This window comes from Streptomyces decoyicus (assembly GCF_019880305.1).
GTDB lineage: Bacteria > Actinomycetota > Actinomycetes > Streptomycetales > Streptomycetaceae > Streptomyces > Streptomyces decoyicus.
In genome coordinates this window covers 1,269,844-1,283,414 of sequence record NZ_CP082301.1, presented here as the reverse complement: position 1 = coordinate 1,283,414, position 13,571 = coordinate 1,269,844, and the positions used below count along the sequence as shown (strand labels likewise).

General features: G+C 72.3%; 13 protein-coding genes. 6 read left to right on the top strand and 7 right to left on the bottom strand.

The features are described 5' to 3' along the window. Positions 1–269: 269 nt before the first annotated feature. The gene (locus K7C20_RS05560) at positions 270–1,622 is read right to left on the bottom strand and encodes a dipeptidase (RefSeq protein WP_030088903.1); all 1,353 of its coding nucleotides are present in this window, start codon (positions 1,620–1,622) and stop codon (positions 270–272) included. A gap of 176 nt (positions 1,623–1,798) precedes the next feature. On the opposite strand from K7C20_RS05560, the gene K7C20_RS05555 reads away from it, so the two are divergent. The 3 genes from K7C20_RS05555 to K7C20_RS05545 all read left to right on the top strand — a co-directional run bounded on the left by K7C20_RS05555 (position 1,799) and on the right by K7C20_RS05545 (position 5,125). Beyond that, positions 1,799–3,004: a geranylgeranyl reductase family protein gene (locus tag K7C20_RS05555; RefSeq protein WP_030088904.1), complete on the top strand. Its 1,206-nt coding sequence runs from the start codon at positions 1,799–1,801 to the stop codon at positions 3,002–3,004. A 169-nt stretch (positions 3,005–3,173) separates the two neighbouring features. Then, entirely contained in the window at positions 3,174–4,463 is a 1,290-nt protein-coding gene (locus tag K7C20_RS05550; RefSeq protein ID WP_053210534.1) for a sensor histidine kinase, read from the top strand. Continuing rightward, the gene (locus K7C20_RS05545; RefSeq protein WP_030088905.1) at positions 4,460–5,125 is read left to right on the top strand and encodes a response regulator transcription factor; all 666 of its coding nucleotides are present in this window, start codon (positions 4,460–4,462) and stop codon (positions 5,123–5,125) included. The genes K7C20_RS05550 and K7C20_RS05545 overlap by 4 nt, the downstream gene beginning before the upstream one ends. On the opposite strand, the gene K7C20_RS05540 is transcribed toward K7C20_RS05545, so the two are convergent. The 3 genes from K7C20_RS05540 to K7C20_RS05530 all read right to left on the bottom strand — a co-directional run bounded on the left by K7C20_RS05540 (position 5,086) and on the right by K7C20_RS05530 (position 7,518). Next, a complete protein-coding gene (locus K7C20_RS05540) occupies positions 5,086–5,397 on the bottom strand; it encodes a DUF6332 family protein (RefSeq protein WP_063781325.1) in 312 nt (103 codons plus the stop codon). The two genes, K7C20_RS05545 and K7C20_RS05540, sit on opposite strands and share 40 nt — an antisense overlap. Before the next feature lie 59 nt (positions 5,398–5,456). Continuing rightward, positions 5,457–6,215, bottom strand: a complete 759-nt coding sequence (locus tag K7C20_RS05535; protein ID WP_030088908.1) for a maleylpyruvate isomerase family mycothiol-dependent enzyme — start codon at positions 6,213–6,215, stop codon at positions 5,457–5,459. Positions 6,216–6,312: 97 nt separating this feature from the next. Next, positions 6,313–7,518 carry an MFS transporter gene (locus K7C20_RS05530; RefSeq protein ID WP_107083545.1) on the bottom strand — a complete coding sequence of 402 codons (1,206 nt, stop codon included), beginning with the start codon at positions 7,516–7,518 and terminating at the stop codon, positions 6,313–6,315. Positions 7,519–7,559: 41 nt separating this feature from the next. Here K7C20_RS05530 and K7C20_RS05525 point away from each other — a divergent pair, with 41 nt between their 5' ends. Together K7C20_RS05525 and K7C20_RS05520 are read left to right on the top strand one after the other, a co-directional pair. Next, positions 7,560–8,780, top strand: coding sequence for an ROK family protein (locus K7C20_RS05525; protein ID WP_053210536.1), 1,221 nt, complete (start codon positions 7,560–7,562; stop codon positions 8,778–8,780). A 607-nt stretch (positions 8,781–9,387) separates the two neighbouring features. Next, positions 9,388–10,383, top strand: coding sequence for a class A beta-lactamase-related serine hydrolase (locus tag K7C20_RS05520; protein ID WP_245171913.1), 996 nt, complete (start codon positions 9,388–9,390; stop codon positions 10,381–10,383). 48 nt (positions 10,384–10,431) lie between these two features. On the opposite strand, the gene K7C20_RS05515 is transcribed toward K7C20_RS05520, so the two are convergent. Further along, a complete protein-coding gene (locus tag K7C20_RS05515; RefSeq protein ID WP_245171915.1) occupies positions 10,432–11,073 on the bottom strand; it encodes a hypothetical protein in 642 nt (213 codons plus the stop codon). A 539-nt stretch (positions 11,074–11,612) separates the two neighbouring features. On the opposite strand from K7C20_RS05515, the gene K7C20_RS05510 reads away from it, so the two are divergent. Further along, the gene (locus K7C20_RS05510) at positions 11,613–11,996 is read left to right on the top strand and encodes a PPOX class F420-dependent oxidoreductase (RefSeq protein ID WP_030088923.1); all 384 of its coding nucleotides are present in this window, start codon (positions 11,613–11,615) and stop codon (positions 11,994–11,996) included. Here K7C20_RS05510 and K7C20_RS05505 read toward each other — a convergent pair. Further along, the gene (locus tag K7C20_RS05505) at positions 11,986–12,969 is read right to left on the bottom strand and encodes a phosphotriesterase family protein (RefSeq protein WP_078953647.1); all 984 of its coding nucleotides are present in this window, start codon (positions 12,967–12,969) and stop codon (positions 11,986–11,988) included. The two genes, K7C20_RS05510 and K7C20_RS05505, sit on opposite strands and share 11 nt — an antisense overlap. Continuing rightward, positions 12,966–13,550: a DUF4865 family protein gene (locus K7C20_RS05500; RefSeq protein ID WP_030088927.1), complete on the bottom strand. Its 585-nt coding sequence runs from the start codon at positions 13,548–13,550 to the stop codon at positions 12,966–12,968. Before K7C20_RS05500 ends, K7C20_RS05505 begins: the two co-directional genes overlap by 4 nt. Positions 13,551–13,571 lie beyond the last annotated feature (21 nt).

Sequence of the window (13,571 nt, the reverse complement as noted above, 5' to 3'; positions counted from 1 at the left end):
CACGTTTTTGGCCGTCCCGCCGTGGCGGTTGCTCGCCGTTTGTCGCCCGCTGCGCGGTGCGCTCGCCGTTGCGCCTGCGGCGGGCGTTGCCGCTGCGCGGGGCTGTCGGGGTGCGGTGACGGGCCGGAGGGGCCTGGTGTGTGGACGTAAAGCGAAGCAGTCCACACACCAGGCCCCTCCGGCCCGTCACCGCACCCGACAACCACCCGCCCGCCGCAGGCGCAACGGCGAACAACCCCCACGGCGGGAAAGCCAAAAACGTGGGGAGATCAACCCCCATAGCTCCGCAGGAAAATCGCCTCCGCCAACGACAGCCGTTCCAGTTCCTGTGGTGAAACGCTCTCGTTGACCGCGTGGATCTGGGCCTCCGGCTCGCTCAGGCCGATCAGCAGGATCTCGGCGTCCGGGTAGAGCCCGGCCAGCGTGTTGCACAGGGGGATCGAGCCGCCCATGCCGGAGGTCTGCATCTCCTCGCCGTCGTACGCCTCGCGCAGCGCCGCCGCCATCGAGGCGTACGCCGGACTGCTGGTGTCCGCGCGGAACGGCTGGCCCTGGCCGACCTGCTCGACGGCGACCCGCGCGCCCCACGGGGCGGCGCTCTCCAGATGCGCGGCCAGCAGCTTCGTCGCCTCGGCCGCGTCGGTGCCCGGCGGCACCCGCAGGCTCACCAGCGCCCGTGCGCCGGCCTGTACGGACGGGGTGGCGCCGACCACGGGCGGGCAGTCGATGCCGAGGACCGTGACGGCCGGACGCGCCCAGATCCGGTCCGCGACCGAACCGTTGCCCACCAGTCCGACACCGTCGAGGACCTTGGCGTCCTTGCGGAAGTCCTCCTCCGGGTACTGCAATCCTTCCCAGGAGCCGTCCGCGGCCAGCCCGTGCACCGTCGTCGAACCGTCCTCGGCGCGCAGCGAGTCCAGGATCCGGATCAGCGCCGCCAGCGCGTCGGGGGCCGCACCGCCGAACTGGCCGGAGTGCAGATTGCCCTCCAGGGTGTCGACCTGGACCCGTACGAGCGTCATCCCGCGCAGCGTCGCGGTCACCGTCGGCAGCCCGACCCGGAAGTTGCCGGTGTCGCCGATGACGATGGCATCGGCGGCCAGCAGCTCGGGGCGGGCCTCGGCGTAGCGCTCCAGACCGCCGGTGCCCTGCTCCTCCGAACCCTCCACGATCACCTTGACGTTGACCGGGACACCGCCGTGCTCCCTCAGCGCGCGCAGCGCCGTCAGATGCATGATCAGGCCGCCCTTGCAGTCGGCCGCGCCGCGCCCGTACCAGCGGCCGTCGCGCTCGGTCAGCTCGAACGGCGGGGAGACCCAGGCGCTCTCGTCCAGCGGCGGCTGCACGTCGTAGTGCGCGTACAGCAGCACCGTCGGCGCGCCGGCCGGGCCGGGCAGGAAGCCGTATACGGACTGGGTGCCGTCCGGGGTGTCCAGCAGCGCCACGTCCTGGAAGCCGTCCGCCCGCAGCGCCTCGACGATCCAGTTGGCAGCCGCCTCGCACTCGCTCTGGGGGAACTGGGCCGGATCCGCCACCGACTTGAAGGCCACCAGCTCGGCCAGCTCGGTCCTGGCGCGGGGCTGCAGCGCGGCGACGGTACGTGCGAGCGGGCTGTCAGACATGGAACGCTCCTTGTGGGCGCGACGTTGTGCGTACGGGCGGTCCGGCCTCGTGAGCCGGACAGGCCGGACGTACGGGCATCAGTGCCCCCGATCTTCCCACAGGCCTCTTGAGCAACAGCGGCCCGTAGGATGCGGGCGGTACGCGCAGCCAGCATCGAACGGGAGCAGAAGCACAGGTGAGCAGCGAGCGGGCAGCCGAGGACAACCAGCAGGTGTGGGACGTCGTGGTGGTGGGCGCCGGGCCCGGGGGCGCCTCGGCCGCGCATGCCGCGGCCTGTACAGGGCGCCGGGTGCTGCTCCTGGAGAAGGCGCAACTCCCGCGCTACAAGACCTGTGGCGGCGGCATCATCGGCCCCTCACGGGATTCGCTGCCGCCCGGCTTCGACCTCCCGCTGCGCGACCGGATCCATGCGGTGACGTTCTCGCTGAACGGCAGGCTGACCCGCACCCGCCGCTCCAAGAACATGCTGTTCGGGCTGATCAACCGGCCCGACTTCGACGCCCGGCTGGTCGAGTCGGCCAAGGACGCGGGCGCGACGGTCCGTACGGGCGTCACGGTCTCGCGGGTGGAGCAGCACGGCGCCGAGGTGCCCGACCGGCGGACCGTCGCGGTGGTGCTGGGCGACGGTGAGGTGGTGCTGGCGCGCGCCGTGGTCGGCGCGGACGGCAGCGCGGGCCGGATAGGAGCCCATGTCGGGGTCAAGCTCGACCAGGTCGACCTGGGCCTGGAGGCGGAGATTCCGGTACCGGCGCCGGTCGCCGAGGACTGGGCGGGCCGGGTGCTCATCGACTGGGGCCCGATCCCCGGCAGCTACGGCTGGGTCTTCCCCAAGGGCGACACCCTCACCGTCGGCGTCATCTCCGCGCGTGGTGAGGGCGCGGCGACCAAGCGCTATCTGGACGACTTCATCGGCCGGCTGGGCCTGGCCGGCTTCGAGCCGAGCATCTCGTCCGGGCATCTGACGCGCTGCCGCGCCGATGACTCCCCGCTGTCCCGCGGCCGGGTGCTGGTGTGCGGCGACGCGGCCGGGCTGCTGGAGCCGTGGACGCGGGAGGGCATCTCCTTCGCGCTGCGGTCCGGGCGGCTCGCGGGGGAGTGGGCGGTACGGGTCGCCGAGGCCCATGACGCGGTGGACGCCCGCCGCCAGGCCCTCAATTACGCCTTCGCCATCAAGGCGGGCCTCGGCGTGGAGATGGGCGTGGGGCGCCAGATGCTCAAGGTCTTCTCCCGCCGCCCCGGCCTGATGCACGCCGCGGTCACCGGCTTCCGCCCCGCCTGGCACGCCTTTGCGAAGATCACCCGCGGGACGACGACGCTGGCCGAGATCGTCCGCACCCATGGGATGGCGCGACGGGCGCTGGAGGCGATGGACCGGGGCTGAGGCGGATGCGGTCCGGTGGGCGAGCGGGCAGGGGCGGCCGGTCCGCGGGTGCCCCTGGCGCGGCGGCCTGCGAGCCGTGCGCCGTACCGGCCCGTACTCCCGGGGGAGTACGGCGGATCACCGCGCAGGGCTGACGCCGCCGGGCTCCGCCGCGGTCTAGCGTGACGGCATGGACAACGCACGGCCGCCGTGGGCGCGGCGCTGCCTCGGCCCGGTGTGGGAGCGGTGGCTGTCGGCCTCGCCGGAGGAACCGCGGGGGTGGCCCGGCACCCGGCTGCCCTGGCTCTCGACGCTCGCCGCGGTGGTGATCGTCACGGCCGGGTCGGGCTTCGCCGGCCACAAGCAGCCGGACCGCGTCCCGGTGGACTCCGTCGCCCGCGCGCTGCTGATCGCCGGCACGGCCCTGCTGCTCTTCCGGCACCGCTACCCGCGCGCCGTCGCCCTCGGCACCGCCGCGGCCACCGCCGTCTACCTGGCGGCGGGCTACCCGTTCGGACCGGTCTTCCTCACCCTGGCCCTCGGCGCCTTCGGGGCGATCGTCGCCGGGCACCGCACGGTCGCCTGGTGCGCGCTGGGCGGTGTGTGGATCTCCCATGTCCTGGTCGCCCACTGGCTCTACCCCTGGCTGCCGCCCGCGCACGACGGGCCCGCCCCCTGGGAGCAGGAGTTCTTCGTCACCGCCTGGGCGGTGGCCGTGGTGGCCCTCTCCGAGCTGGTACGGGTGCGCCGCGAGCAGCTGGCGAAGGCACGGGCCGAGCGGGCCGCCGCGACACGCCGCCGGGCGGACGAGGAACGGCTGCGGATCGCCCGCGAGCTGCACGACGTCCTCGCCCACAGCATCTCCGTCATCAACGTCCAGGCGGGCGTGGGCCTGGCGCTGCTCGACAGCGACCCGGAGCAGGCCCGGACCGCGCTGACCACCATCAAGGACGCGAGCAAGGAAGCGCTCGGAGAGGTCCGTCAGGTCCTTGACACCCTGCGCGCCCCCGGCAACGCCCCGCGCTCCCCGGCTCCCGGGCTGGACCGGCTGCCCGAACTCACCGAGCAGGCAAGGAGCGCCGGCCTCGCCGTGGAGGTCACCACCGAGGGCACCCGGGCCGCCCTGCCGCCCGGCACCGACCTCGCCGCCTTCCGCATCGTCCAGGAAGCGCTCACCAACATCGTCCGGCACTCCGGCTCGCGCACCGCCCGGGTGCTGCTCCGCCACGCCCCCGGGGCGCTGGAGATCCGGGTCGACGACGACGGCCCGGCGACCTCCGTCACGGACGGGCCGGCGGGCGGCGGCAACGGCCTGGCCGGGATGCGGGAGCGGGCCGCCGCACTGGGCGGCGGCGTGGAGGCGGGTCCGCGCCCGGACGGCGGCTTCCGGGTCCGGGCCCGTATCCCGCTGGCCGGGGCGCAGGAGCGGGCCCCGGATGCGGATGCGGTGACCCCGACCGCCACCGAGGAGGAGTCGTGATCCGGGTACTGCTCGCCGACGACCAGCTGCTGGTCCGGGCCGGTTTCAAGATGCTGCTGGACGCCCAGCCGGATATCGAGGTGGTCGCCGAGGCCGCGGACGGGCAGCAGGCGCTGGCCGGGGTCCGCGAACACCGCCCGGACATCGTGCTGATGGACATCCGGATGCCGGTGGTGGACGGCCTGGTCGCCACCCGCAAGATCACCGAGGACCCACGGCTGCCGGACGTCAAGGTCGTCATGCTGACCACCTTCGAACTGGACGAGTACGTCTTCGAGGCGATCCGCTCCGGGGCCTCCGGCTTCCTGGTCAAGGACACCGAACCGGAGGAGTTGCTACGGGCGGTGCGCGCGGTCGTGGCCGGTGACGCCCTGCTCTCGCCCGGTGTCACCCGCCGGCTCATCGCCGAGTTCGCGGCCCGCTCCAAGGAACCGGCCGCGGCGGACGCCCTGTCCGACCTGACCGAACGGGAGCGTGAGGTGATGGCGCTGGTCGGCATCGGCCTGTCCAACGAGGAGATCGCCCGCCGTCTGGTCGTCAGCCCGCTCACCGCCAAGACCCATGTGAGCCGCACGATGGTCAAACTGGGTGCCCGCGACCGCGCCCAACTGGTCGTGCTCGCCTACGAGTCGGGGTTGGTACGGCCCGGCTGGCTGGGCTGAATCCAGACGACGTCCTGGACGGACGGGCCGGCAGCCGGCCGGCGGGGCATGCGTCGCAGCACCCGCACCACCCGGACACCGCACAGCACGCCGCCCACGATGCCGCTCACCGCGAGCCATGGCCCGCTCCACGTGTCCGGCAGCCCGGCCCACAGGGTCGCGCTGCTCAGCGCCCCGAAACCGAGGCCGCCCACGAATGCGCCGCTGACCAGCGCGAACATGATCTCGACGGTAACGGCGTCACGCTCGGCCTGGGTACGGGTGCCTGACATACCGCCACTCTTCCAGGACTCCCGCTCCGTGCGCCGTGCCGGGCATACGGCACGCATGCTCAGACGCCGGCGCGCTCCCGCCACAGCTGGGGCAGCGTCTCATCGCCGGTGACCGTCATCGCGTCCCACGGCAGACGGTTCCACAGCGCGAGGTACAGCTCCTCGGCCGGGCCCTCGATCGTGCAGTCCGCGGGCTTACCGTCCTCCGGTCCGCCGGCGTCGTGATGACGCACCGTCTGCGGCGGGGCGTCGGAGAGCGACACGGTCCAGTCGGCGCCGGGCGCGTTCGTCGCACGCAGCCGCAGCGTCCGGGGGACGTCCGTACGGATCCGGCTGCGGTCGCGGGAGTGAAAGCCGGTCAGGAGTTCATCGATCCCGTCGGCGGCGAAGGCGGACGGGAGGGGGGTGAGGGAGGCGCCGAGTGCCTGCTGGGCGTCCACGCGGTGCACCGACGTTTCGTGCGCCTGGCGGCGGGCCCAGAACGCCAGCGGGGACGGGGCGGGCAGGAACGTCCAGGCGGACAGGTCCTGCGGGGCGGAATGCAGCGCCAGGACGAGGTGGTGATGGCCTTCGCGCAGCCAGGCCACGAGTTCGTCGTCGGCCGGGGCCGGGGCCTCGGGGGGACGGCTGGGCTGCTGCACGCCCTGTGTCACGAACTCCGTCGCCCAGCGGTGGACCCGGCCGATGTGCGTGACCAGATCCCGCATCTGCCACTCGGGACAGGCCGGAATACGGGCGTCCGGGCCCGCCTCCTCGGCGGCGTCGGCGAGCAGGCTGCCGTCCAGTCGCAGCGTTTCGACGAACTCAGTGATCTCCATGGTCATGAGTGTGCCAGCCGGCACTGACAACGGACCCTCGCGGGTCCGGGCGGCGGCCGCGCACGCACGTGGGGGTGCGGGGCAGACGGGACGGCCCTTAGGGGTGCCCGGTGTGGTGTGCCCCGCGGGTGGCGTAGGCGATGCCCGCCGCGACGGCGGCCAGCAGGGCGAGGGTGGTCAGCGCGACGGGCAGGCCGACCGCCTCGGCGAGGAAACCGATGGCGGGCGGTCCGAGCAGCATGCCGCCGTAGCCGACGGTGGAGGCCATGGCGACCCCGTCCGGGCCGCCGGTCTCGCCGGCCCGCGCGATGGCGATGGGGAAGATGTTGGCGAGCCCCAGGCCTGCTACGGCGAAGCCGGCGCAGGCAGTCCAGGCCGTGGGGGCCAGCGCGCCGAGCAGCATGCCGGCGGTCGCCGTCATCCCGCCCGCGATCAGCGCCCGCGCCGCGCCGAAGCGCTGCACGACCGCGGTCCCGGTCAGCCGCCCGATGGTCATCGCCAGCGCGAACACCGCATATCCGGCGGCGGCCGTACCGGGTCCGGCGGCCAGGTCCTGGGAGAGGTGCAGCGCGCCCCAGTCGGCCATGGCCCCCTCGCCGTAGGCGGTGCACAGCGCGATCAGCCCGAAGACCAGCACCAGGCGCCGCCCACGGCCCGCGCCCCGCGGCCGGGTCTCCTCCGTCGCCGGCAGTTGCTCGGGGACGGCCGGGGCCCGGTGGGTGCGCAGCGCGCGCCCCGCAACGGCCGTCACCAGCAGGCCGATCGCGGCGAGCAGCAGCAGGTGGACGGTGGGGGACAGGCTGCCGGCGATCAGTCCGCCGAGCCCCGCGCCGAGCATGCCGCCGAGGCTGAAGGCGGCGTGGAAGGACGGCATCACGGGGCGTCGCAGCGTGCTGATGAGGTCGACGGCGGCGCTGTTCATCGCGACGTTGAGCGAGCCGTATGCGGCGCCGAAGACCAGCAGGACCAGTCCCAGCGCGGTCGCCGAGTGGGTCAGCGGCGGCAGCACGATGCTCAGTGCCATGGCGGCCGCGGAGGCGGTCGTCACGGCCGCGCTGCCGAACCGCCGGCACAACCGTCCGGTGATCACCATGAAGGCGACCGCGCCGGCCGACACGCCGAGCAGAGCAAGCCCGAGCGCGCCCGCGCCGGCACCGGTCTGCGCCTTGATCGCGGGGATGCGGACGACCCACCCGGCGAAGAGGAAGCCGTCCATGGCGAAGAATGCGGTGAGGGCGATACGGAGGCGGACGAGGTGTGGACCGGTGGGGGCCGGGACCCGCCGGTCCCTCGTCAGGGCCATCCGTATTTTGTTTAGCGTCGGCACAAAGCCAGAATAGGGGTGTGACCCAGACTCGGACAACCAGGCTGGAGCGGGGCCGTGGCGCCCTCGGACCCGCACTGGAGCTCGTACACACCGGACGCGCGCCCACCCGTGCCGTCCTGACCTCCGAACTCGGCGTGACCCGCGCGACCGCGGGGGCGGTGGCCGCCGAGCTCGAAGCACTCGGCCTGATCACCGTCGACTCCCGGCCGACCGCCTCGGCCGGCTCCCAGGGGCGGCCCTCCCACCGGCTGTCCGTCGCCGAGCGCGGACCGGTCGTGCTCGCCGCGCAGATCCACGCCGACGGGTTCCGTGTCGCGCTGGTCGGCCTCGGGGGCCGCATCGTGGCGACCTCGACCGGCTGTGGCACCATCCCCGCCGACCCGGCGCACGTCCTCACCGATGCCGTCGAGGCCGGCGCGCAACTGCTGCGCGAGACCGGACGGCGCTGCCTCGGCGCCGGCCTCGCAGTGCCCTCCGCGGTCGCCGAACCGGACGGCGAGGCCCTCAACCCGCTCCACCTCGCCTGGCCTTCGGGCGCTCCCGTACGCGCACTCTTCCTGCGCTCGCTGGCCGACGCCGGCATCCCGGGAGTCACAGAGAAGATCGGCTTCACCGGCAACGACGTGAACCTCATGGCGCTCGCCGAACACCGCCACGGCGCCGGCCGGGGCGCCCGCGATCTGCTCTGTGTGGCGTCCGGCCACCGGGGTGTCGGCGGGGCGCTGGTGCTCGACGGCCGTCTGCACAGCGGCAGTTCGGGCCTGGCGCTGGAGGTCGGCCATCTGACGGTCAAGCCCGAGGGGGCGCCCTGCCACTGCGGCAGCCGCGGCTGCCTGGACGTCGAGGCCGACCCGCTCGCCTTCCTCACCGCCGCGGGCCGCGAACCGGGCCCCGAGGTCTCCCTGCTCCAGCAGTCCGCCGATCTGCTGCGCGACGAGTACGCCGATCCGGCCATCCGCGCCGCTGCCGATCTCCTCATCGACCGCCTCGGGCTCGGCCTCGCCGGTCTCGTCAACATCCTCAATCCCGACCGCATCGTCCTCGGCGGACTGCACCGCGCCCTCCTGGAGGCCGATCCGGAGCGGCTGCGTGCGGTGGTCGCCGACCGCAGCCTGTGGGGCCGCAGCGGCGGGGTGCCGATCCTTCCGTGCAGCCTCGACCACAACAGCCTGGTCGGCGCGGCGGAGCTGGCCTGGCAGCCGGTGCTGGACGATCCGTTGGTCGTCCTCGACCGGTAACGGACGGCGGTCTGCCGTGCCTTGGGGCGGGGGCCGGTGGGAGCCGGGGCGGCCGGCAAGACCCCGGAACCGGGCTCACTCGCCGGCGGAACCCCAGCTCGGGACGCTGTTACAGCACCGTTCTCCCATCGCAGGCTCACTGTCATCGCTTCGTCATGAAGTGAGGGACCTCATGTCACACGGCCCCGGCAGTATGGCCCTGCACCGACATGGACGTACTCCGGGATCACCAGCCCGGTCACGTGGTTCAAGCGGCTGAAGCCCGCGTAGAACGCGCCGCTCGGCGCCCCTGCACACCCCGGCAGTCCGGCGCCCTGCGACACCCATGCGGCACGGAGTCGCTGTCGGCCGGTCCGGGCACGAGGGGTGAGTTCGCCCTGCCCTCGCTCTTCACGGCCCAACAGGGAGTGGAGGGGAGCGATTTCGGCCGCCGGTAACGCTGTGCTGCGCGCGGCGGCGGTGCACCGGCTGCCGGTCACCAGAGCTGATGTGGCGTCAGCCGTCCGGCAGCGCTCCCCGTGTGCCCGGCCCGCCGAGCAGGAACAGCGTCGACTCCCGCATCCCGCAAGCCAATTGTTCAGGCACCTTGAAAGGGCAGTGATCAGAAATGAGATGGGCTTCCACCTTCACCGCGGCGGCCATAGGGGCGGGAGCAGTTGCCGGAACCGTCGCAGCGGCCACACCTTCCGTCGCGGCACCGCAGAGAGCGCAGGCCGTCACCTCGACGGTGCAATGCACATCCCAGGATCAAGCGCTGGCCAAGAAGCTGTCGAGCGATATATCCAAGGCGCTGGCAGGCCGGAAGAGCATGGCCTCGCTCTCCTTCTACGACCGGCCCACCGGAACCACGTGCACGTCCGACGCCGCCAAGAAGTACGACTCGGCCAGCGTGGTGAAGACGATAATTCTCGGGGCCTTGCTGTATCAGAAGGGCGGCACCCTCACCGAGGCGGAAGACGCTCTCGCGCGTAAAATGATCACCGAATCCGACAATGCATCCGCGACCGAACTGTGGAAGCAGCTGTCCGATCCGAAGGATCCCGCGAAGCCCAACCCTGTCCGGATCCAGGAATTTCTTGACAAGGCCGGAATGGGCAACACCGTCCTCGACAAGGAAGGGTCCTGGGGTCTCACCCAGGTCACCGCGGGCGACCAGGAAAAGCTGCTGCGCATCTTCTCGGGTGACGACGACTCGGTCCTGGGGAGCAAGGCTCGTTCCTACGCACTCGACCTCATGAATCACGTGCAGAGCACCCAGCGATGGGGGGCCACGGCCGGCGCTCCGCTCGACTCCGTGGTCCATGTGAAGAACGGCTGGCTGCAGCGTAGCCAGAACCCTGACGTCGAAGCCTTCGACAGAGGGGACTGGAAGGTGAACAGCATGGCGGCCCTCACGGAGAACGGCTACGACTCCGGTCTGGTCGTACTCACCGAAAACAACAGAGTTCCCGAAGGGCACCCCGCAAACGAAGGGTGGGATTACGGGATAGAAACGATAGAGACCATTTCTCGAACCATTTACCGGGACGTTTACCCCGAAGCTGAAGGCTACGTTCCCAGCAGGCCGGCTCTTCCGGCCGCCAAGCCCCCTGCGGCAGGGTAGAACGCTGGCGCGAAGCCCTCACCATCCGGCCGGCAAGGTTTCTTCGGATCATTTCCTGGAGCTTGACTCAAGGTATTCGAAGGTCCGCTCTTCCATGGCCTGCTCCCGTGCGTCCCACGAGTAGACCCGGCGGATGTCATAACCCTTGTCGGCCGGCTCCCGCACGATCACGTCACGACCCGACAGTTCCACCGACAGGGGGCGCTGAGCCTGGTCGAGGATCAAGGTGACCCGGCCGTCCTCGACGGTGAAGCCCCACAGGAACAGGAAGTAACGCCCCGATGCGATGCCGAGCAGCAGTTCGTCCTTGCCGTCGCCGTTCATGTCCCGGTACTGCGGTTTCTGGACGGGGCACGGTTTCTTCCCGGCGGTCGTGCAGTCCTTGATCTTCTTGTCTGTGCCCTCTTCGTCGAGGGGGCTGGTCATCGTGGCGAGCCGGGCCTTGGCGATGGCGAGCGCCGAGACCTGGTGAATGTCGCCGGACGGCACGCGCGGCACCCCGCGCACCGGTGAGGGCACGCCGTCGGAGACCTTCGAATTGGGCTCGGCGAGCGGTGGCGGAGGCGTTTCGGGGGCCCACAGCTGCTGGGGGGCCGACGCGGTCGGCGTGCGGCCGGCGCTCTTCGGTTCTCCGACCCCGGTGCAACCGGTCGCCGCCGGCAAGACAGCCGCCATGGCGAGCGCGAGCACCGGCAGCGCCGCCCGGGTGCGCCCCGCGGGGGCCGGTAGAGGGCGGAGCACCGGCACGTCACTTCCGGTCACTGCGGAGGGTGGGGCCACATCGCACATGATGCTGCCAGTCCTGCATCGCGGCAATCCGTCGGTGCTGTGGCGGCGCGCGGTCGGCACAGCGGGAGCAGTGATCGTCCGGAGCACAGCACAGCACAGCACAGCACTGCGCAGCACGGCACAGCACAGCGCAGAGCCGGAGGCCGGCGAGTGTCACAGTCCGGTCAAACAATCGCATTACGCCCGATAGGGGACCTTGGGACGGCTGAAACGGGGCCCGCCTAACGTGCCAGTCATAGGCGTACTTCGGCGTCTATGCAGCACGAGCATCCATGAAGGAGCAGCTATGTCGAAGCCAGCCATGCCACTTGCCCGGCGCTCCAAGCGCATCGGGCTGCACGCCGCCCTCGCCGCCGCGGTCACCGGCGCTGCCCTCGCCGTACCGGCCGGCGCGGCCCACCGCTTCACCGCCCGCGACGGACACGCCCTAAGCTGCGGCCATGATTCCCGAAGCCGTCGCACGCAGCCCGTACGTCAGCCTGGTCACGTACCGCAGGAACGGCACCCCGGTGGCCACCCCCGTATGGGCGGTGGCCGACGGGGCGGAACTTCTGGTGTGGACGCGGGACGACAGCTGGAAGGTGAAGCGGCTGCGCCACGACGGGCGGGTGACCGTCACGCCGTGCGATGTCCGTGGCCGCACCGCCGAGGGCGCCCAGGCTGTCGAGGGCACCGGCCGGCTCCTGGAAGGCACCGCCGGACTGGGGCGGGTGCGCAAGGCGATGGCGCGCAAATACGGGCTGCGGTTCCGGCTGATGGACGGTGTCGGCGCGCTGGTGCGCGGGGGCAAGCGGCCGCATGTGGGGATCTCCGTCACGCTGTAGCTGCCCGCCCCGGTCCTCGGTCTGTGTACGGGGTCCGCGGCCAGTCGGCGGCGAAGGCGCGCGCCGGATTCGCCGTCAGGAACCGGGTCACCAGGTCGGCTCCCAGGGCGAGTTCGAGGCGCTCCCGGTGGCGGCGCAGCAGATAGGGCATGCCGGGGCCGCCGTTGACCGACCTGGCGCCGGCCGTCGTGGTGTCGCCGCCCAGCAGGATCCGCTCGCCGTGGCCCGCGCCGGCGAGCGCGGTCAGCGCCTCGGGCAGCCGCCAGTCGGTCGCATGATGGGCCCGCGAGGGGCCGTCGAAGGCGAGATACGCGCCGGCTTCGGCGGCCTTCCGGTGCACCACGAGGTCCGGCGAGCGGTTGAGATGACCGAGGATCACCCGGTCCGGCGGGACGCCCCACTCGCCGCAGAGCAGATCGAGCACGTCCAGCGCCCCGGTACCCAGCTCCAGATGGACCCCGATGACGGCACCGGTCGCCCGCTGGGCCTCGGCAGCCGCGGCCATGGTGTGCCGGGCGTGCCGGTCCAGACCGTGGAAGCCGCCGGCAACCTTGATCATCCCGGCGCGGATGCCGGTGTCGCCGATCCCTTCGGTCAGCTCGGAGACGAACAACCCGGCCAGATCCGCGCGGACCCGCTCCAGCACCTCAGGGGTGTAGTGGGCCGCCTGGTGCAGCCCGGTGGCGGCCACGATCCGCACCCCCGACTCCCGTGCCAGCCGCGGGAGTTCGGCGGCGCCCCGGCCCATGCCGTACGGCGTCCACTGGATCACCGCCGCGCCGCCCACCGCGCGAAAGGCGCTCAGCTCGGCGGCCGCGGCCCCGGCGTCGTCCAGCTCCTGACCCGGCAACTGGGGGCTGCGCAGGAAGAGATGGTCGTGCGCATCGCAGATGCCGAGGTCGGCGGGGGAGATGTCGCCGAGCACCGTACGGATGGCGGGGGCCGCGGGCCCGCCCGTGGGAGACGGGCTCACCACTGCCGTCCCGTGCCCAGCCCGTCGGTGCCGGGGGCGGACAGATGCAGCACCTGGTAGCGGGCGCCCGCGGACTCGGGGGCGGCGTGCGCCCAGAGGGTGAAGTGGACGAGTTCCCACAGTCGTGGATCGAAGCCCAGCGCGGTGGTGTGCACCCCGTCTGTCGCGGCCAACTCCTCGTGGCCGGCGACCGCATGCGCGAGCACGGTGGCCGGATCGGCGTCCTCGGCGAGGGTTTCGGTCCGCCGGGTGAACGTGCGGGGGAGGGCGCCGGCCGCCGGCCCCGGCCGGTGGAACAGCCCCTTCCAGTGCTGGACGACCGGCCGGCCGAAGTCGCGGACCACACCGCGGAATCCGTCACCGAGGAGGAAACGGTTCATGGCCTGCGGATCGGACCAGAGGTAGAACGGGGCGTACTGGTTGACCGGTGAGCCGTCGACCCCGCGCTCCCGGATTCCGTACGCCTTGAGGCCGAGCCCGGCGAAGTCGTCCAGGAGGTGGCCTCTGGACTTCACCCGGTGCCGGATGATCTGCATGTCGTAGTCGGCGGGCAAAGTGATCGCGTACTGCATGGCGTGCATGAGGGGCTCCGTACGGTGCGG